This window comes from Saccharothrix hoggarensis, assembly GCF_052936025.1.
This window is the reverse complement of record NZ_CP193624.1, coordinates 5,402,052-5,419,673: the sequence shown is the minus strand read 5'-3', so window position 1 is coordinate 5,419,673 and position 17,622 is coordinate 5,402,052. Positions and strand designations below refer to the sequence as shown.

Below are 17,622 nucleotides of genomic sequence, written 5' to 3'. Positions count from 1 at the left end.
AACGCGGGCGTGATCGCGGGTCGCCGCGGGCGTGCGGTCAGGTCACCTCGTCCAGCGCCGCGGCGGCCATGCGCTCGAAGTCCCCGAACCCGCTGCGCGCCGCCAGGTCGCGGCCCACGCGGGCGTGGCGGAGGGCTTCCGCGCGACGCCCGTCGGCCGCCAGCGCGCGGACCAGGTGGACGTGGGAGCGGGCCAGGCCGTAGCGGTAGTCGGCGGAGGTGGCCAGTTCCAGCGCCCGCAGGTGGGCGGCGACGGCGCGGGCCGGTTTGCCGAGGTGGCGCAGGACCAGGCCGAGCGCGTTGTGGATCTCGGACTCGATCCGCGGGCTGCCGCCCAGCTCCTGCACCAGCGCCAACGCCCGCTGCGCCGTCCGCAGCGCCTCCGCGTGCTCGCCGCCCAGGCACAGCGCCGCCGCCAGGTGGGCCATCGCCTCCGCCCGCGCGTGCCGCGCCCCCGTCCGGTACCACGAGGCGAGCGCGTGGCGCAGCAGCTCGACCGCTCGCGCGTAGTCCCCGGCCGCCGTGTGGCAGCGGGCGAGCAGCCCGGCGCACGTGGCCTCCATGTTCACCCCGTCGGCGGCGCGCGCCAGCTCCAGGCCCTCGGACAGCAGCGACTCGGCCACCACGCGCTCGCCGCGCATCAGCCGCAACGCGCCCAGCCCGGCCAGCGCGCCGATCCGCACGTGCGGCCCGGCCCACTCCTCGCCGCTCAACCCCATCAGCCGCTCGAACGAGGCGAACGCCGCCGGGAACTCGCCCAGCTCCAGGTGCACCACCCCGTTCAGCCCGGCGTGCATCCACACCGTCCGCCCGGTCGGCCGCGCCGACCCCAGGTACCGCTGCGCCACCCGCAGGTTGCCCAGGTTCCGGTGCTCGGCCGCCAGCCACACCAGCATCAACGTCTCGGCGTCGTGGTCGCCGGCGGCCCGGCTGGCGCCCAGCGCGGCGTCGATGGCGTGCACGAACTCGACGTGGTGGCCGTGCGACCCGAAGTACCCGCCGACCGCGTCGATCAGCCGCCACGCCAGCGGCAGCGGGCCGTGCGCGGCGCAGTGCTCGGTCGCCGCCAGCACGCTGGGACGTTCCGCGTCCAGCCACGCCCTGGCCACCTCCGGCGTCATCCGGGGCGGGCCGGACACGCCCAGCTCCGGGTACAGCACGTCGCCGACCTCGATCGCCGTGCGCAGGTACCACTCGAACAGCCGCCGCCGCGCCGCCTCCAGGTCCTCGCCCGCCGCCGCCGCGCGGTCCGCCGCGTAGTCGTGCAGCAGGTCGTGCAGCGCGAACCGGTCCGCCCCGACGCGCTGCACGAGGTGCGCCGACGCCAGGTCCTCCAGCAGCCCGCGCGCCACGTCCTCCGACGCGTCCAGCAGCGCCGCCGCCCCGAACACGCTGAAGTCCGGCCCCGGCAGCAGCCCGGTCAGCCGGAACAGCCGCGCCGCGTCCGGCGGGAGCGCCGCGTACGACAGGTCGAACGCCCGCCGCACCGCCGCCGTGTCGTCGTTGTCCACCGCCAGCGCGGCCAGCCGGTCGCCGCCGCGCAGCTCCTCCACGTACGACGCGACGTCCACGTGCGACGAGCCGACCAGGTTGCCCAGGGCGATCCGCAGCGCCAGCGGCAGGTAGCCGCACAGCCGGGCCAGCTCGCCGACCGCGTCGAACTGCGCCACCGCCGCCTCCGGCCCGAGCGACCGCGCCAGCAGCTTCCACGCCTCGTCGCCGCGCAGCACGTCCAGCCGCACGGACGTGGCGCGCAGCCGCAGCTCGTTGCGGCTGGTGACGACCACCGAGCAGCCGGGGTCGCCGGGCAGCAGCGGCCGCACCTGCTCGACCGACGCCGCGTTGTCCAGCGTGATCAGCACCCGCTTGCCGCGCAGCCGGGCCCGGTAGCCGCGGACCAGCTCGTCCTCGTCCACCGGGATGTGGTCCGACCGCACGCCCATCGCCCGCAGGAACCGCGCCAGCACCGCCGACGTGGACAGCGGCGGCGACGTGGCGTGCCCGCGCAGGTTGACGTACAGCTGGCCGTCCGGGTACCGGTCGCGCACCGCGTGGCACGCCGAGATCGCGAACGCCGTCTTGCCCACCCCCGGCGGCCCGCACACCACCACGGTCGCCGCGCCGCGCGACAACATCCCCGTCACGCGGGCCAACTCCGCGCCGCGGCCCACGAAGTTGCCCACCGGCGCGGGCAGCTGCGAGACCGGCGCCCACGTGCTCGCCGCCGGCTGGTGCAGCGCCGGGTCGCCGGTGAGGATCGCGTGGTGCACCGCGCGCAGCGAGTCGCTCGGGTCCACGCCCAGCTCGCGCGCCAGCGCCGTCGACGCCTGCCGGTACGCGTCGAGCGCGTCGGCCTGCCGGTCCGCCCGGTACAGCGCCACCATGAGCTGCGACCAGAACCGCTCGCGCAGCGGGTGCTGCGAGGTCAGCCGGCGCAGGTCGGCGATCACCTCGTCGCACCGGCCGAGCCGCAGCTTCACGTCCACGAGCTCGGAGACCACCCGCAACCGCTGCTCGGCGAGGTTCGGCACCTCGGTCTCGTGCAGCGACTCGGACGGCACGTCGGCCAGCGGCGGGCCGTGCCAGCAGTCCAGCGCCCGCTCGTACACCGGGCACGCGGCGGCGAAGTCCTCGGCGGCGACCAGCGCCGCGGCCTCGTCGGCCAGCGCCTCGAACCGGTGCAGGTCCAGCGCGCCGGGCGGCAGGTCGATCCGGTAGCCGGTCGGCGTGGTGTGGATGAGCTGCGGCTCGCCCAGCGCGCGCCGCAACCGCATCACGTACACGGGCAGCGTCTGCGCGGCGCGGTCCGGCGGCGCGTCGCCCCACACCCGGCGGATCAGGTCGCTCGTCGGCACGGAGCGGTTCGCGCCCAGCAGCAGGGTCGCCAGGACGATGCGGTGCTTGGCGGCGGTGACCGGGACCGAGCGGCCGTCCCGGCGGACCACGAGAGACCCCAGCACGCCGAACTCGTCCTGAGACAGGGTCAACCGCCTCCGTTCTGTCCCGACCAGTGCCATGCTCGTACGCCGGGTACCCGGCGGAGTACCACCGGATGGACTCCAGGCACGTCAGAGCCGGCCGACTTCGGTGATCCGCACGGCGGCCGTGCCGATCTCGTCCGACTCGGCCAGGTCGACCTCGGCGGTGAAGCCCCAGTCGTGGTCCTTCGCCGGGTCGTCGAGGACCTGCCGCACCCGCCACAGCCCCGGTTCCTGCGTGATCACGAGCAGCGCCGGGCCGCGCGCGTCCGGGCCCATGCCGATCTCGTCGTGCTCCTCGAAGTACGGCTCCAGCGCGTCCTGCCACTCCTCGGCGGTCCAGCCGGCGTCGCCGTCCAGCTGTCCCAGCTCGTAGTAGTCGCGCCGGGCCGCCAGCTCCACGCGCCGGAACAGCGCGTTGCGCACCAGCACCCGGAACGCGCGGACGTTTCCGGTGACCGCGGGCGGGCTGTCGCCCAGGGACGCGTCCACGGCCTCCTCGGTGGGGTTGCGCAGCTTCTCCCACTCGTCGAGCAGGCTGGAGTCGACCTGGCGGACCAGCTCGCCCAGCCACTCCTGCAGGTCGCTCAGCTCCTCGGTCTTCGCGTCCTCGGGCACGGTCTGCCGCAACGCCTTGTACGCGTCGGCCAGGTACCGCAGCACCAGGCCCTCCGACCGCGCCAGCTGGTAGTACGAGACGTACTCGGTGAACGTCATGGCGCGCTCGAACATGTCCCGCACCACGGACTTCGGCGACAGGTGGTGGTCGGCGACCCACGGGTGCCCGCGCCGGTACGTGGTGAACGCGGCCTCCAGCAGCTCGGCGAGCGGCTTCGGGTACGTCACCTCGTCCAGCAGCTCCATCCGCTGGTCGTACTCGATGCCCTCGGACTTCATCGCGCCGATGGCCTCGCCGCGCGCCTTGTGCTCCTGCGCGGACAGCACCTGGCGCGGGTCGTCCAAAGTGGACTCCACGACCGACAGCACGTCCAGCGGGTACGACGGCGACTCGCGGTCCAGCAGCTCGATCGCGGCCAGCGCGAACGGCGACAGCGGCTGGTTCAGCGCGAAGTTCACCTGGAGGTCCACGGTGAGCCGGATGTCGTCGCCCTGCCGCTCCACCACGCCCGCCGCCAGCAGGCCCCGGTACATCTGGATGGCCCGCAGGATGTGCCGGCGCTGCGCGGGGCGCTCCTCGTGGTTGTCCTCCAGCAGGTGCCGCATGGCGGCGAACGCGTTGCCCGGCCGGCCGATCACGTTCAGCAGCATGGCGTGGCTTACCTGGAAGCTCGACGTCAGCGGCTCCGGCTCGGCGTTCTTCAGCCGCTCGAACGTCTGGTCGCTCCACGACACGAAACCCTCGGGCGCCTTCTTGCGCACCACCTTGCGCCGCTTCTTCGGGTCGTCGCCCGCCTTGGCCAGCGCCTTCTCGTTCTCCACCACGTGGTCCGGCGCCTGCACCACGACCGTGCCGACGGTGTCGTAGCCCGCGCGGCCCGCCCGTCCGGCGATCTGGTGGAACTCGCGCGCCTTCAGGTGGCGGGTGCGCTGCCCGTCGTACTTCGACAGCGCGGTGAACACGACCGTGCGGATCGGCACGTTGATGCCCACGCCGAGCGTGTCCGTGCCGCAGATGACCTTCAGCAGGCCGGCCTGCGCCAGCTGCTCCACCAGCCGCCGGTACTTCGGCAGCATGCCCGCGTGGTGCACCCCGATGCCGTGCCGCACCAGCCGGGACAGGGTCTTGCCGAACCCCGACGTGAAGCGGAAGCGCCCGATCATGGCCGCGATGGCGTCCTTCTCGGCGCGGGTGGCGACGTTCACGCTCATCAGCGACTGGGCGCGTTCCAGCGCCGACGCCTGGGTGAAGTGGACGACGTAGACCGGCGCCTCGCGGCCGTGCAGCAGCTCTTCGATCGTCTCGTGCAGCGGTGTGGTGACGTACTGGAAGTTCAGCGGCACCGGGCGTTCGGCGGAGCGCACCACGCTCGTCGTGCGGCCGGTGCGGCGGGTCAGGTCCTTCTCGAAGAACGTGACGTCGCCGAGCGTCGCCGACATGAGCAGGAACTGCGCCTGCGGCAGCTCGATCAGCGGCACCTGCCACGCCCAGCCGCGGTCGGGCTCCGAGTAGAAGTGGAACTCGTCCATGACGACCTGGCCGACGTCGGCCCGCGTGCCGTCGCGCAACGCGATGTTGGCCAGGATCTCGGCCGTGCAGCAGATGATCGGCGCGGTCTCGTTGACGCTCGCGTCGCCGGTCATCATGCCGACGTTCTCGGCGCCGAACGTCTCGATCAGGGCGAAGAACTTCTCCGACACCAGGGCCTTGATGGGCGCGGTGTAGAAGGTCCTCTTGCCGTCCGCCATCGCGGCGAAGTGGGCGCCGATGGCGACCAGGCTCTTGCCCGAGCCGGTGGGCGTGCTGAGGATGACGTTCGAGCCGGAGACGATCTCGATCAACGCCTCCTGCTGCGCCGGGTACAGCGACAGCCCCCGCTCCTGCGCCCACTCGGCGAAGGTGTCGAAGAGGAGGTCGGGATCGGGGGAAGCCGGCAACCGGTCGGTGAGAGTCATCGCAGGCAGAGCATAGTGGTAACGCGGAGTGAGCCCCGCTCGCCCAGGTCAGGCCGGTCCGGGTGGGCCGGCGCGCCGCCGGCACGTGGAGGACCCCCGGTCGGCGCGACGCCGGGCCGTGCCGCCAACAGGGTGAAGATCACTCAACTGCACCTCTTTCGTTGTTGCAGGGAGCTGGCCACAACGGATGCTGGGCAACTAGCGTGGGCCCCGTGTCCGATCCGGTTGCAATGCACATGAGCGACGGCCTGCTGAACGCGCCGACCTCGCTGCTGTTCGTGGCGGTCGCGGTGGCGGGGGTGGGCGTCGCGCTGGCCAAGGCCCGCGGCGACCTCGACGACAGGACCGCCCCGATGGCGGGGCTCGTCGCCGCGTTCGTGTTCGCCACCCAGATGCTCAACTTCCCGGTGCTGCCCGGCGTGAGCGGGCACCTGCTGGGCGGCGCCCTGGCCGCCATCCTGGTCGGACCGTGGGTCGGCGCGCTGTGCGTGACGATCGTGCTGGTCGTCCAGTCACTCTTCTTCGCCGACGGCGGCGTCACCGCGCTCGGCGCGAACGTCACCAACATGGCCCTGATCGGCACGGCGGTCGGCTACCTGACGGCGCTGGCGCTGCGGCGGCTCGCCACCCGCGGCAAGGGCGGGTTGGCCGCCGTCGCGTTCGTGTCGGCCCTGGTGAACACGGTGCTGGCGTCGTTCGGCTTCGTGCTGGAGTACGCGATCGGCGGCCAGGGCGGCGTGGCGTTCGGCACGGTCGCCGCCGCGGTGCTCGGCGTCCACGTGCTGATCGGCGTCGGCGAGGGCGTGATCACCGCGGTCACCGTGACGGCGGTCGCGTCGGCCCGGCCGGACCTGGTGTACCTGCTGCGCGGCGTGCCGCAGAAGCTGGAGCTGAAGGCGTGAAGCGCTTCTTCCTGGGGTTCGCGGTGGTCAGCCTGGTGCTGGCGGGCGTCTTCTCCTACTTCGCCGACTCGGACCCGGACGGGCTCGACCACGTCACCGAGCAGCACGGCATCGCCGAGCACGCGCAGGACCACCCGTTGGGCGGGTGGCCGCTGGCGGACTACGCGGTGGCGGGCGACGACCGGTTCACCGGCGTCGCGGGCGTGCTGGGCGTCGTGCTCACGCTGGTCGTCGCGGGCGGGTTGTTCCGGCTGCTGCGCAAGCGGCCCGTCGAGGCGGACGCGAAGGCCGGCCCGCCCGACGCGACGTGAGCGCGGGCCACGGCTTCCTGCACCGGCCGGGCGACTCGCCGGTGCACCGCCTCGCGCCGCAGACCAAGATCGTCGCCACGGTGGTGGCGGTGCTCTGCGTGGTGGCCACGCCGCGCGAGGCGTTCTGGGCGTTCGGCGCGTACCTGCTCGCGCTCACGGCGGTGTGGGCGGTCGCCCGCGTCCCGGTGCGGTGGTTCGCCGCGCGGTCCGTGATCGAGGCGCCGTTCGTGCTGCTGGCCCTGGTGCTGCCGTTCACCGGCGGCGGGGACCGGGTCGACGTGCTGGGCGTGTCCGTCTCCGAGGAGGGCGCCCTGGCCGGGTGGAACATCCTGGCCAAGGGCACGCTCGGCCTGCTCACGTCCCTGACGCTCGCCGCCACCACGGCCCCGCAGGACCTCCTGCTCGGCCTGCAGCGGCTGCGCATGCCGTCGGTGCTGGTCACCATCGCCACCTTGATGCTGCGCTACGCCGAGGTGATCGTCGGCGAGGCCAGGCGGATGCGGGTGGCGCGGATCTCCCGCGGCGACGACCCGCGGTTCCTCTGGCAGGCCGGCGCGACGGCCCGCGGCATCGGCAGCCTGTTCATCCGCTCCTACGAACGCGGTGAGAGGGTGCACCTGGCGATGGTGTCGCGCGGCTGGACGGGCCGGATGCCCGACGGGACCGGGGGGAGTGCGGTGGTCGAGCCACAGCGGACCGCGCCCGCGCTCGTGGTGGAGCGGCTGGCGTTCGCGTACCCGGACGGCCACCAGGCCCTCTTCGGCATCGACCTGACGGTGCGGCGCGGGGAGCGCGTCGCCGTCCTCGGCCCCAACGGCGCGGGCAAGACGACGTTCGCGCTGCACCTCAACGGTGTGCTGGGCGGTGGCTCGGGCCGGGTGGAGGTGGCCGGGCTGCCGGTGGAGAAGGCGAACCTGAAGGAGATACGCCGCCGCGTCGGCGTGGTCTTCCAGGATCCCGACGACCAGCTGTTCCTGCCCACGGCGCGGCAGGACGTGGCGTTCGGCCCCGCGAACTTCGGCCTGCGCGGCGCGGAGCTGGACGAGCGGGTGGACCGGGCGCTGGCCGCGGTCGGCATGGCCGGGTTCGCCGACCGGTCGCCGCTGCACCTGTCGGGCGGGCAGCGCCGGCGGGTCGCGCTGGCCACCGTGCTGGCCTGCGACCCCGAGATCCTCGTGCTCGACGAGCCCTCGGCGAACCTGGAACCGGTGGCCCGCCGAGAGCTGGCCGAAGTGCTGCTGGCGCTGGACCGCACCATGCTCATGGTCACCCACGACCTGCCCTACGCCTTGCAGCTGTGCCCGCGCAGCGTGCTGATCGACGGCGGTGTCGTGGTGGCGGACGGACCGACGCGGGAGCTCCTGGCCGACACCGGGCTGCTGGCCCGGCACCGGCTGGAGCTCCCGTTCGGCTTCCGCCTCGACTGAGCTGGTCCTGCGGCTAACCCCTGGTCACGGGCTGGTGCAGGTGACCGTGGGCAGCGAGTTGGCGCCGGAGTAGGTGGCCGTGAAGCCGAACTTCACCGACTGCTCGACGCCCACCGTGCCGTTCCACGCCGCGTTCTTGACGATCACCTGAGAGCCGGAGCCGGACTTGACGCCGCTCCACAGGCTGTTGATCGTCTGGTTGCCGGCCCACGTCCAGTTCGCGGTCCAGCCGTTGTACGGGCTCTTGCTGTGGTTCATGATCTCGACCTCGGCCTGGAAGCCGCCCGACCACGCACTGGTGATCTTGTAGATCGCCATGCAGTTCGCGTCGCCCGGGGTGGTCGGGGTCGTGGTGGTCGTGCTGGTCGGGGTCGTCGACGTGGTGCTGGTGGTGGTCGACGTGGTGGTCGTCGTGGTCGTCGTGGTGGTGGTCGTGTTGCCACCGCGACCGACGCCCGTGACCTCGCCCCGGCCGCCGTCGAACACGACGTCGGAGCAGTTGTAGAACGTCTCCGCGCTGTCCGAGCGGGTCCACACCGAGTAGATGATGTGGCGGCCCGACTTGCCCGTCGGCAGGTTCGCGTTCCAGTAGTACTGGCCCTCGACCGTGCCGACCGCGCCGCTGTTCGGCGGGTTGGTCACGCTGTGGAACGGCGTGCTCTCCAGGTCGCTCCACGCCAGCGGACGGGTCGGGCTCCAGCTGTCCTTGGTCACGTACAGGTGGAACGTGCCCGGGTGGGCGGCCCACTTGTTGTAGGAGAACCCGAAGCTCGCCCCGGCGGTCAGGTGGGTCACCGGGTAGTCGTCACGGGCGATGTCGAACCCGGAGAAGGTCGGGTTGCCGCCGCTGCACAGCTTGCCGTCCGGGATGAACCCGGTGGTGCGACCGGCGCCGTCGGACCTCAGCACGCCGAACCAGTTGTAGAGGGCGTTGGTCCCACCCGCCGTCACCGCCGCGTTGCACGCGGGGTTGATCGGCTGGATGTTGCCCTGCGGGGTCAGTCCGTCCTGCCAGCACAGGAAGGTCCGGCTGCCCGGCTTCATCATGGCGCCGTGTGCGGACGCCGTGGTCGGGCTGATCACGTTCACGAGCGTCGCGATCAGCAGGCCGGCCACACCGGCCGCGGCCAGCGCGATCCATCGTCGGGCCGTCACGTCGTTCACCTCCTCGTTGAGGTTCTGGGAGCGCTCCCAGGAACGGTGTGACTGTAGCCGCGCCCGCGTCGGTCTGTGAATGGGCCGTTACGCAGTGCGTCCATAGGGCGCAACGCCTTCGGCCCTACGGACGCGGTCGCCTACACCCGGACGCGGGCCGGCCGCCTGCGGAGGTTCCGGGTCCGCGCTGGTCCGTGCGGGTGCGCCGGACCGTGTGAGGGGGAGGGGCCGTGCGGGTGGCCGGCGGGCGGCGCCGGCTGGTGCGGGTGGCCCGCGAGCCCGGCCGGCCGGTGCGGACGCCGCAGCACCCGCTGCGCCAGCGCGGCCCGGCGGTGCCGCGGCGCGGCCAGCACGGACGCCGCGAACACCGTCACCAGCAGCGTGAGCACGCCCGCGAGCACCAGCGTCTCCGGCGCGCCGATCCGCTCGCACAGCCAGCCGAGCAGCGGCGCGCCGACCGCGCCCGCCGCCGCGCCGACGGCCGAGTTCAGCGCCAGCAGCCGGCCGCGCATGCCGTCCGCGGTGTCGAGCTGGACGTGGGACGTGCCCGGGTGAACGGCGCTCACCCTAAGCGCCGTTTTTCCGGTTCAAGCCTGTTGGTCAGGTGAAATGGCTCACGTAACGCTCTCCGTGGCGAGCGCGGCCAGGCGTTCGAGGGCCTGCGCCAGGTGCTCGTCCGTGATCTCGTGCGCCTCGCCGTCGACGGCCTGCGGGTGGTCGCCCCGCACGTCCAGGTGCAGCACCACGCGGCTGCGGTCGGGACCGTCCTCGTCCACCTGGAGCCAGCCCGAGTAGCCGCCGTCCTCCAGGTCGCCCCACTCCAGCCGGCGCTGCTCGACGTCGGCGGCCAGGTAGCCCTCCGCCTCGTCGATCTCGTCGCCCATCGACACGCGCCCGGTGACCCGTTCCGTGCCGTCGGCCGGTTCCACGCCCTCGCCGCGCTCCGGGCCGCTCGGCTCGACCTGCAGGCCGTCCGGCAGCCACGCGTCCATCGCCGTCACGTCCCGCGCCAGGTCGAAGACCGTCCGCGCGTCCACCGGGATCGTCTGCTCACGCTCGAACTCAGCCATGCCGGCAGCAGTACCCCCGGCACGTCCCGGCTACACCGCCGCGGCGGCCCTGCCACCGATCGTGGGCGCCTCGGCGCGGTGCGGCGCGACCGGCCGCATGCCGGCGTCGACGCAGCGGCGCACCACGGCGGAGTGCTCGCGCAGCAGGCGCAGGCCGCGCCGGGCCAGCAGCGGCACCGGCTTGCGCGCCTCCGCCACGTCCCGGGCGAACCGCCGGGCGAACGTCAGCACCGCGTTCGGGGCGAGCACGATCGCGTCGGCCAGCACGCCCGCCTCGCGGCAGCCCGCCACCAGCCGGTCCGCGAACAGGCCTTCGGCGACGAACAGGCCCGGCGCGGTCACCGTGCGGCTGCCGACCCGCCGGTCCTCGCCGAGCGCGTAGACCGGCGCCTCGACGGTGCCGGTGGTGGCGAGCGCGACCACGGCGGCGAGCGCGTCGGCGGTGTTCCACGAGTCCTCGGCGTCCCAGTCGGGGCGGCCGGTGTCGTCACGCGGGAGCAGCGGGTCGTCGCCCTCGCGGTAGAAGTCGTCCAGCCGCAGCACGGGGAGGCCCCAGCCGGCGGCGAGGGTGGACTTGCCCGAGCCGGAAGGACCGGCGAGCAGCACGGCGCGCGCGTGAACGGGAGATGACGGCACGGGGGACGATTTTCGCACAGGAGCGGTCCGATCCGGCGCACCGCCTTGCCCGATCGTGCACGGCCTCTGCTCCGGCTGTGCACCCGGTCTGGTCACGCGCGCGCGTGACCACCACGATGTGGGGCATGGTCGTCAGGGTGCGCGGCGTCGAGGACGCCAGGCGGATGCGCGAAGAGCTGCGGGACGAGCGCGAGCGTCCGCGGGGTGCGTCGGCGCCCGCGGTCGCGCCGCCGACCGGCGTGGGTCCGGCCGGTGTGGTCGCCGAGGGCGGCGACCGGATCGAGCTGGACCTCGACGAGTTCACCAGGGCGGAGACCCGGCTGGCCGAGCTGCACGCCACGCTCGCGCGGTTGCTGGTGCGGACCGCCGACCTGGAGCAGCCGTTGGGCGACGGCAAGGGCCCCGTGGCGCGGCACATGCGCAAGGCGTTCGGGTTGCGGGCCGGCGACCTGGGTGGCGGCGTCCAGTCGGCCCTCCAGTCGTACCTGGTGGAGCTGCAGGTGATGCGCGACGCGCTGGAGCAGGTCAGCGACACCCAGAAGAGCGTGGACGAGCAGGCGGAACAGGACTTGAGGCGGCTATGAGCGGACGCGGCGCGCACTCCGATTCGCACCGGCCCTCGGCCGCGGCGCTCCGACGTGAGAAGCGGAGGCTCAAGCAGCAGGCCGCCAACCGGCGGCCGGAGAACTTCGGCAAGATCAACTGGCGGGCGTACACCCACCGGCAGCTGTGGGACATGGTGAAGTCCGCGGACACCGCGCGGATGGCCGACCGCACCCACGCGTGGAAGAAGCTGGCGGACGAGATCGACCAGGCGACCGCCGAGGCGCGGCGGATCGTGCAGGAGCTGGCGACGTCGTGGCGCGGGCCGTCGGCGGTGCTGGCGGCGGAGTCGGCGGAACGCCTCGCCGAGTGGGCGCGGGAGACGTCGGGGCGCGCGTACACCGTGGGCGGAGGGCTCGACGCCTACACGTGGGCGGTGCAGGAGGCCGCGCAGCGCATGCCGGAGCCCGTGCACCCGGACGCCGAGCGGTGGTTCCGCGACGGGTACGACGTCACCACGTTGGACGGGCCGCAGGGCGCGTACATGCTGGACCAGCTGCTGGACGACCACATGCCGTCCAAGGCGGAGCAGCGGGCCGCGATGGCGGAGGCCGTGCGGGTGATGGAGGAGTACGAGGACGCCAGCCGCGGCGTGCACACCCGGCTGCCGACGTTCGAGCACGCGCCGGAGGTGGCCCGGATCGAGCCGGACCACCGGCCGGTGCCGCAGACGCCCCTGCCCCACCCCGCGCCTCACCCGTCACCCGTGCCGTGGCCCACGCCCACGCCTACGCCCACGCCCGTGCCCGACACGTCGTCGGACGGCACGACGTCCGTGGCGGCGGCCGGTGTCCCGGCCGGCGTTCCCGGCGCGGTCAACGTGCCCGGCGGCTACGGCGCGCACGGTGGCGTTCCCGGCGGCGTTCCCGGCGGCATGCCCGGTGGCGCGCCCGGCGGTGTCCACGGCGGGCCCGGCGGCTACGGCGGCGGCTCGTTCGGCCCGGTCGGACCGGGCGGCGGCACCGGGGTGCTCGGCGCGGTGCCGGGCGGCGCGGCGGCCCGCGGCGGGGTCGGCCCGGCCGTCGGCGCGGGAGGTCCGCAGGGCTTCGGCATGTACCCGCCGATGGCGCCGGGCAACCGCGAGGAGGACGGCGAGCACCGCAACCGCTACGACAGCGGCCTCGACCTGCTGGACGACCTGCCGCCCGCGTTCCCGCCGGTGCTCGGGGAATGAGCGACGGCTACCGCGTCGACCCGGACGAGCTGACCGCGTTCGCCGGGAGGGCGGCGGAGGCGGCCGACGAGGCGCGCGCCGCGGCGTCCACTGTGGACGTCCCGGTGGGCGACCTCGGCCCGGAGGGCGTCACGGAGGCCGTGGAGCTGCTGGTCGCCGAGTGGGCGCGGGCGCTGCGCGGCGTGGAGCTGGACGCGGTCGCGGACGGGCTGCGCGCGGTGGCCGAGACGTACCGGCGGGCCGACGAGCTTCGCCATGACTGACTACCGCGGCCTGGGGTTCGACCCCGTGCCCGGCAACGCGGGCGCGGTGGCGGCGGCGAGCGAGCGGTGCGCGGTCGCGTTCACCGTTCCCGGCGCGCCGCCCGACGGGTGGACGGGCGCGGCGGCGGAGGGGTTCGGTGCGCGGTGGGAGGCGGCGGTGTCGGAGCTGACGGCGGTGCGGCGCGCGATGCGGGCGGCGGCCGAGGTGCTCGACGGCTGGGCCACCACGCTGTTGGGCAACCAGCGGCGGGCCGAGGAGCTGGACCGGCGCGCCCTCGCCGTGCGGCGCGCGCTCGCCGACGCCGCCGACGAGGTCGACCGGACCGCGGCGATGGCGAGCTTCACCGCCGCGGACGGCGAGGCGCACCGGCGGGCCGTGGCGCGGCACGACGAGCTGCGCCGACAACTGGACGACGTGCTGGAGGAGGCCCGGCTGTTGGAGCGCGACCACCGCGCGGAGGCGAGGCGGGTCGCCGAACGGCTGCGCGCCGAGGAGCCGTCGACCGCGATCGCCGACACGCTGACGGGCCTGTCGTCCCTCACCGCCGAGCTGGCGTCCGTGCTGCTCGGCCCACCCCGGCAGGCGTCCACCAGGGGCGCGGCGGCGGCGTTCCGGGCGGGCCTGGGGTGAGACTCGCTCCCGTGCCGGGGGTGACCCCGGTGGCACTAGGCACGCCTGAGCGCACCGCGGCGGAACTCCTCGCCGTGCTGCGGCGGCTGAAGGGCACCCACGACCCGGGGCTGGAGGTGTCCGCCACGCAGGCCGCGGAGCTGGCGCACCGGCACGGCGCGGGCCTGCTGGCCGTGGTCGAGCACCCGGACGCCGACCCGGCGCTCCTGCTGGCGGGCGTGGTGCCGGTCGACCGGCCGACCGACCCCGGCGAGCTGGGCTTCCACCTCGACGGCCCGGAGATCCGCGACGTCACCACGGGCGAGACGGCGACCGGCTACCCGGTGGTGATCGTGGAACGCGTCCCGGTGACCGGGCCGGGCGCCCAGCTGCAGGTCGTGGTGACCGATCCGGACCACCCGCGGATCGCCGTGTTCACGCTGCACTCGCCGACCGGGCGCGGCTGGCTCGACGTGTCGGGCGTCGCGGGCCGGTTCGTGTCCGGGATGGTGTTCAGCGACCTCGGAACTCGCTCGGCGTCCGCCCGACGACCTGACGGAACGTCCGGGAGAAGTGCGCGGCGCTGACGAAACCGCAGTCCTTCGCGATCTCCCCGATGCCCCGCGCGGCCTTCGCCGGATCGGCCAGCAACGCCTTCGCCCGGTCGATCCGCAGGCCGCGGATGCGCTCGGACACGCCCTGCCCGTCGTCGAACAGCTGGTAGAGGCGGCGTCGGGAGATGAACAGCGCCTCGGCGACCCGGTCGGCGCTCAACGTCGGGTCCGCCAGGTGCTCGCGCATGTACTCCAACGCCTCGCGCCGCCGTGCCGCCATCGACCCGACCCGCGCCAGCTCGGCCCGCAACGCGCTGCGCAGCACCAGTTCGGCCAGGCCGAGCAGGTGGTGCGCCGAGCCGTGCGGGTCGAGCACGGGCGCCGCGGCGAGCACGTGCGCCACCGCGCCGGAGACCAGCGACCGCAGCGCCGCGTCGACCGGAACCGGCTGGAACATCAGCGGCTTCAGCTCGCCGAACCCGACCGTCAGCCGGGCCTCCGCGACGGTCAGCACCACCACGCCCACCGGCAGGACGTGCAGCGAGCAGTCGGGAAACCGAAGCGCGGTCCCGGCGCCGGGCACGTCGTCGGGCACGGCGCAGCGCAGCACCAGCTGGAGGTGCTCCGGCGTGGCCGCACCCCCGCTGAGCCCGGCTTTGGCCGCCGCCGCGCCGGAAGCCCGCACGGTGAGGAACCCGTCGGTGACGTCCACGGTCGGCAGCCTAGCCGGCGGACCGCGCCGACCCGCCCTCGTCGGCGGCCGGCACGCGCTACCTTTCGGCACATGGCGCGACGTTCGGCGACCGCGGTCGTCCTGTCCCACCTGGAGTTCGACCTGCTGTGGGAGGACCTGGGCACCGGCGAGCCGCCGTACCCGCTGGAGGTGCCGTCGCACGGCGAGACGGTGGCCGACCGGGACGCGCTGGGCGCGGAGGTGCTGCGCTCGCTGACCGAGGCGGGCCTGGCCGACGGCGACGACGTCTCACCGGAGCTGGAAGACCTCTTCGGCCTCCTCTCGCACGGCGTGGTCTCCGTGGACGCCCTGGTGTTCCGCCCGCAACCGTGGCGGGTGCTCGCCACCGCCCGCGGCCGGCGCGGCGTGCTCGCCGTCCTCAACGACCGCGAGGTGGCGCTGGAACCCATCACCGACGTGACGGCGGCGATCACGCGGGTCATCGGCGACGCGCCGGCCGGTCCCGGCGAGCAGCTGCGCCTGCCGCGGTCGGTGTTCTCGGCCGCCGTGGACGCGTACGCGACGTCCGGTCACGGCGCGATGGAGCGCACCCTGGCGCAGGCGGGCATCACCGGCCGCGCCACCAGGGCGATCACCACGCTCGTGGACTCGCCGCGCCAGGCGACCGGCCAGCTCGCCGCCACCGGGCCCGCCGGCCGGTCCCGCGTGCTCAGCTGGACCGACACCAGTGCGGGCCGGTACGCGTTGACCACCGAGCGGTCGTTCGGCACCGAGTGGGTCCACCTGTCCCCGGCCGACACCGCGTGGCTGACGCGGCACGTGTCCGCGCTGCTGGCCGGCTCCGACTGAGGTCGGTTCGCCCAAAACCCGGAGCGACCCACGTCACACTCGCTAGCCTGCGAGTGGACCGAGGGGGAACCGGATGAGTGATTTCCAGACCGATCTGGCCGACCTGGAGAACGGCCTCCGCCACAACATCGTGCCGGCGGTGGAGCGCTTCACCCGCCTGGTGGAGGACGTCGAGAAGATCGAAGACCACCACCCGGCCGCGCTGATGGGCGGCGGCCTCATGCCCGGCGCCCTGGCGCTCGTCCCGCTGTACGCGGCGGCGAGCACCGCGCTGGTGGAGAGCCAGCGCGCGGCCGTGCGGTCGCTGGAGGAGTTCCGCGAGGCGCTGGAAGACGTCGTGCGCACCTACCGCTCGGTCGAGGAGGCCAACGCGGACGGGTTCCGGGGGCGGCCGTGAGCGGGAGCGTCTTCGAGTACGACCTGGACCCGGCGTTCACCGAGGCGCAGCGGGGCCTCTACCCCCTGCTCGTCGTGCTGCACGGCTGGGTGTCGTACCTGGCCGTCGAGTCGGCCGACCCGATGGAACGGCAGCGGCAGGTGCTCCAAGGGCTGCCGGTGCCGGGCGTGGCGTACGAGGACTTCTTCCGGGTGCCCATGCTGCTCACCGGCCAGCCGCTGGACGAGATCGGCGCGGTGTACGAGGCGCTGGTGCGCAACAGCCGCGAGATCGACAACGGCATGGAGGAGTTCCAGGTCGGCTGCGCCAACGCCTTCCGCAACTGGACCGGCTCGGCGCAGGAGGCGTGCGCCAAGTACGGCGGCGCGCTCATGGACTACGTCAACGACGAGCGCGACGCGGCGGAGAGGCTGGCCGCCGTGCTGCTCGCGTACGGCGGCATCGTCAAGTCGGCCCGCGACGACTGGCTGAGGCTCGCCGACCAGTTCGTCGACGCCCTGCGCCAGAAGGTGGAGGACGACCGCGCGTCCAACCAGAAGATCCTGTTCACGGCGATCGGCGCGCTCGCGGGCGCGGCGCTCGCGATCGTCACCGCGCCGGTCGGCGGCATCGGCGGGACGTTCGTCGCGGCGGTGGGCGGCGCGATCGCCGACGTGGGCGCGGAGGCGGCGAAGGAGTCGCTGGAGGGCGAGGAGTTCGCCGACATCGCCCACCGGTACCTGGCGGCGTGCCGCGAGTTCGAGGACCGCCTCACGCGGGCGATCAAGACCGAGGTCGCCGACAAGCTCTCCGACCTGAACCAGGTGCGGCCCGCGCCGCCGTCGTCGCCGCTGGACGTGGGCACGTTCGACCACAACCCCAAGGGGTACCTGGAACCCGAGCACACCACGCCCGGCGTCGAGCGGTGGCTGGACGAGAAGGAGGAGCGGGCGCGGGAGGCCGGACCGTCGACCATCTCGGCCCGACTGGGCTGATGTCCGGCTTCGAGGACGAGTTCCGCGAGCAGCAGGTGCGCGCGCTGCGGCGGAACTCGGCGAAGGTCATGGCGGAGGCGGTGGCCCGGTCGCGCGAGATCACCGGCACGGCGACGTCGCCCGACGGGTCGGTCCGGGCCGTGGTCGACTCGACGGGGATGCTGACGTCGCTGGAACTGGGGCCGGCGCGGCGCGACCACGCGGCGTTGGCCGCGCAGGTCACCGCCGCCGTCCAGCGGGCCGCCGCGCGGGCGCGCGCCGAGGTGCGCAACCACTTCGCGCTGCTGGTCGACGCCGGGGTGATCGACGAGCTGCCCGACTGGCTGCCGGAGCCGCCGCACGTGGCCGCCGCGCCGGCCGCGCCGCCCCGCCCGGCGGACGAGGAGCCGGTGCACCAGCCGAAGCTGTCGGAAGACGCGTGGTGACGCGGACCCCGCCCGCGTCATCACGCC

Annotated in this window: 19 protein-coding genes and 1 pseudogene; 13 read left to right on the top strand and 7 right to left on the bottom strand. The window is 74.1% G+C overall.

From position 1 onward, the window contains the following. Positions 1–37 precede the first annotated feature (37 nt). Together ACRAKH_RS24355 and ACRAKH_RS24350 are read right to left on the bottom strand one after the other, a co-directional pair. Positions 38–2,986: an AfsR/SARP family transcriptional regulator gene (locus ACRAKH_RS24355; RefSeq protein ID WP_380727292.1), complete on the bottom strand. Its 2,949-nt coding sequence runs from the start codon at positions 2,984–2,986 to the stop codon at positions 38–40. Positions 2,987–3,067: 81 nt separating this feature from the next. Continuing rightward, entirely contained in the window at positions 3,068–5,551 is a 2,484-nt protein-coding gene (locus ACRAKH_RS24350; RefSeq protein WP_380727290.1) for a DEAD/DEAH box helicase, read from the bottom strand. 212 nt (positions 5,552–5,763) lie between these two features. Between ACRAKH_RS24350 and ACRAKH_RS24345 the strand changes: the two genes are divergently transcribed. The 4 genes and pseudogenes from ACRAKH_RS24345 to ACRAKH_RS24330 all read left to right on the top strand — a co-directional run bounded on the left by ACRAKH_RS24345 (position 5,764) and on the right by ACRAKH_RS24330 (position 8,191). After that, on the top strand, positions 5,764–6,453 hold the full coding sequence (locus tag ACRAKH_RS24345; protein WP_380727288.1) for an energy-coupling factor ABC transporter permease: 690 nt from the start codon (positions 5,764–5,766) through the stop codon (positions 6,451–6,453). Then, complete coding sequence (locus ACRAKH_RS24340) at positions 6,450–6,764, top strand: PDGLE domain-containing protein (RefSeq protein ID WP_380727286.1); 315 nt, start codon at positions 6,450–6,452, stop codon at positions 6,762–6,764. The genes ACRAKH_RS24345 and ACRAKH_RS24340 overlap by 4 nt, the downstream gene beginning before the upstream one ends. Next, a pseudogene (locus ACRAKH_RS24335) lies at positions 6,761–7,351 on the top strand (energy-coupling factor transporter transmembrane component T family protein); the annotation flags it as partial. The gene ACRAKH_RS24340 and the pseudogene ACRAKH_RS24335, both read left to right, overlap by 4 nt. A gap of 63 nt (positions 7,352–7,414) precedes the next feature. Continuing rightward, on the top strand, positions 7,415–8,191 hold the full coding sequence (locus ACRAKH_RS24330) for an energy-coupling factor ABC transporter ATP-binding protein (RefSeq protein ID WP_380727304.1): 777 nt from the start codon (positions 7,415–7,417) through the stop codon (positions 8,189–8,191). Positions 8,192–8,215: 24 nt separating this feature from the next. Here the strand turns inward: ACRAKH_RS24330 and ACRAKH_RS24325 are convergent, their stop codons facing one another. The 4 genes from ACRAKH_RS24325 to ACRAKH_RS24310 form a co-directional block, all read right to left on the bottom strand. Then, a complete protein-coding gene (locus ACRAKH_RS24325) occupies positions 8,216–9,346 on the bottom strand; it encodes a lytic polysaccharide monooxygenase (protein WP_380727284.1) in 1,131 nt (376 codons plus the stop codon). A 140-nt stretch (positions 9,347–9,486) separates the two neighbouring features. After that, positions 9,487–9,912, bottom strand: a complete 426-nt coding sequence (locus tag ACRAKH_RS24320; RefSeq protein WP_447009314.1) for an MFS transporter — start codon at positions 9,910–9,912, stop codon at positions 9,487–9,489. Positions 9,913–9,960: 48 nt separating this feature from the next. Next, entirely contained in the window at positions 9,961–10,416 is a 456-nt protein-coding gene (locus ACRAKH_RS24315; RefSeq protein WP_380730397.1) for an SRPBCC family protein, read from the bottom strand. 30 nt (positions 10,417–10,446) lie between these two features. Then, positions 10,447–11,052, bottom strand: coding sequence for a uridine kinase (locus tag ACRAKH_RS24310; RefSeq protein ID WP_380730399.1), 606 nt, complete (start codon positions 11,050–11,052; stop codon positions 10,447–10,449). 125 nt (positions 11,053–11,177) lie between these two features. Between ACRAKH_RS24310 and ACRAKH_RS24305 the strand changes: the two genes are divergently transcribed. From ACRAKH_RS24305 to ACRAKH_RS24285, 5 genes are read left to right on the top strand one after another with little or no spacing between them, the layout of a single operon-like run. After that, a complete protein-coding gene (locus tag ACRAKH_RS24305) occupies positions 11,178–11,636 on the top strand; it encodes a hypothetical protein (protein ID WP_380730401.1) in 459 nt (152 codons plus the stop codon). Beyond that, positions 11,633–12,829 (top strand): PPE domain-containing protein, encoded by a 1,197-nt coding sequence (locus tag ACRAKH_RS24300; RefSeq protein ID WP_447009313.1) that lies wholly within the window; start codon positions 11,633–11,635, stop codon positions 12,827–12,829. Before ACRAKH_RS24305 ends, ACRAKH_RS24300 begins: the two co-directional genes overlap by 4 nt. After that, the gene (locus tag ACRAKH_RS24295; protein WP_447009312.1) at positions 12,826–13,092 is read left to right on the top strand and encodes a hypothetical protein; all 267 of its coding nucleotides are present in this window, start codon (positions 12,826–12,828) and stop codon (positions 13,090–13,092) included. Before ACRAKH_RS24300 ends, ACRAKH_RS24295 begins: the two co-directional genes overlap by 4 nt. Next, complete coding sequence (locus ACRAKH_RS24290; RefSeq protein ID WP_447009311.1) at positions 13,085–13,723, top strand: hypothetical protein; 639 nt, start codon at positions 13,085–13,087, stop codon at positions 13,721–13,723. The genes ACRAKH_RS24295 and ACRAKH_RS24290 overlap by 8 nt, the downstream gene beginning before the upstream one ends. A 29-nt stretch (positions 13,724–13,752) precedes the next feature. Next, positions 13,753–14,289, top strand: a complete 537-nt coding sequence (locus tag ACRAKH_RS24285; RefSeq protein WP_380730099.1) for a hypothetical protein — start codon at positions 13,753–13,755, stop codon at positions 14,287–14,289. Here the strand turns inward: ACRAKH_RS24285 and ACRAKH_RS24280 are convergent. Then, on the bottom strand, positions 14,216–14,968 hold the full coding sequence (locus tag ACRAKH_RS24280; protein ID WP_380730097.1) for a helix-turn-helix transcriptional regulator: 753 nt from the start codon (positions 14,966–14,968) through the stop codon (positions 14,216–14,218). The two genes, ACRAKH_RS24285 and ACRAKH_RS24280, sit on opposite strands and share 74 nt — an antisense overlap. Before the next feature lie 72 nt (positions 14,969–15,040). On the opposite strand from ACRAKH_RS24280, the gene ACRAKH_RS24275 reads away from it, so the two are divergent. The 4 genes from ACRAKH_RS24275 to ACRAKH_RS24260 all read left to right on the top strand — a co-directional run bounded on the left by ACRAKH_RS24275 (position 15,041) and on the right by ACRAKH_RS24260 (position 17,595). Continuing rightward, positions 15,041–15,799: an ESX secretion-associated protein EspG gene (locus ACRAKH_RS24275; RefSeq protein ID WP_380730095.1), complete on the top strand. Its 759-nt coding sequence runs from the start codon at positions 15,041–15,043 to the stop codon at positions 15,797–15,799. 73 nt (positions 15,800–15,872) lie between these two features. Further along, positions 15,873–16,196: a hypothetical protein gene (locus tag ACRAKH_RS24270; RefSeq protein ID WP_380730092.1), complete on the top strand. Its 324-nt coding sequence runs from the start codon at positions 15,873–15,875 to the stop codon at positions 16,194–16,196. Further along, the gene (locus ACRAKH_RS24265) at positions 16,193–17,170 is read left to right on the top strand and encodes a hypothetical protein (protein WP_380730090.1); all 978 of its coding nucleotides are present in this window, start codon (positions 16,193–16,195) and stop codon (positions 17,168–17,170) included. The genes ACRAKH_RS24270 and ACRAKH_RS24265 overlap by 4 nt, the downstream gene beginning before the upstream one ends. Beyond that, complete coding sequence (locus ACRAKH_RS24260) at positions 17,170–17,595, top strand: YbaB/EbfC family nucleoid-associated protein (RefSeq protein WP_447009310.1); 426 nt, start codon at positions 17,170–17,172, stop codon at positions 17,593–17,595. The genes ACRAKH_RS24265 and ACRAKH_RS24260 overlap by 1 nt, the downstream gene beginning before the upstream one ends. Positions 17,596–17,622: the final 27 nt, after the last annotated feature.

Excerpts from the sequence above, each read along its gene's own strand:
- ACRAKH_RS24270 (WP_380730092.1), top strand. The coding sequence starts at position 15,873 with ATGAGTGATTTCCAGACCGATCTGGCCGACCTGGAGAACGGCCTCCGC.
- ACRAKH_RS24350 (WP_380727290.1), bottom strand. The coding sequence starts at position 5,551 with ATGACTCTCACCGACCGGTTGCCGGCTTCCCCCGATCCCGACCTCCTC.
- ACRAKH_RS24315 (WP_380730397.1), bottom strand. The coding sequence starts at position 10,416 with ATGGCTGAGTTCGAGCGTGAGCAGACGATCCCGGTGGACGCGCGGACG.
- ACRAKH_RS24260 (WP_447009310.1), top strand. The coding sequence starts at position 17,170 with ATGTCCGGCTTCGAGGACGAGTTCCGCGAGCAGCAGGTGCGCGCGCTG.
- ACRAKH_RS24305 (WP_380730401.1), top strand. The coding sequence starts at position 11,178 with ATGGTCGTCAGGGTGCGCGGCGTCGAGGACGCCAGGCGGATGCGCGAA.
- ACRAKH_RS24290 (WP_447009311.1), top strand. The coding sequence starts at position 13,085 with ATGACTGACTACCGCGGCCTGGGGTTCGACCCCGTGCCCGGCAACGCG.
- ACRAKH_RS24300 (WP_447009313.1), top strand. The coding sequence starts at position 11,633 with ATGAGCGGACGCGGCGCGCACTCCGATTCGCACCGGCCCTCGGCCGCG.
- ACRAKH_RS24330 (WP_380727304.1), top strand. The coding sequence starts at position 7,415 with ATGCCCGACGGGACCGGGGGGAGTGCGGTGGTCGAGCCACAGCGGACC.
- ACRAKH_RS24295 (WP_447009312.1), top strand. The coding sequence starts at position 12,826 with ATGAGCGACGGCTACCGCGTCGACCCGGACGAGCTGACCGCGTTCGCC.
- ACRAKH_RS24275 (WP_380730095.1), top strand. The coding sequence starts at position 15,041 with ATGGCGCGACGTTCGGCGACCGCGGTCGTCCTGTCCCACCTGGAGTTC.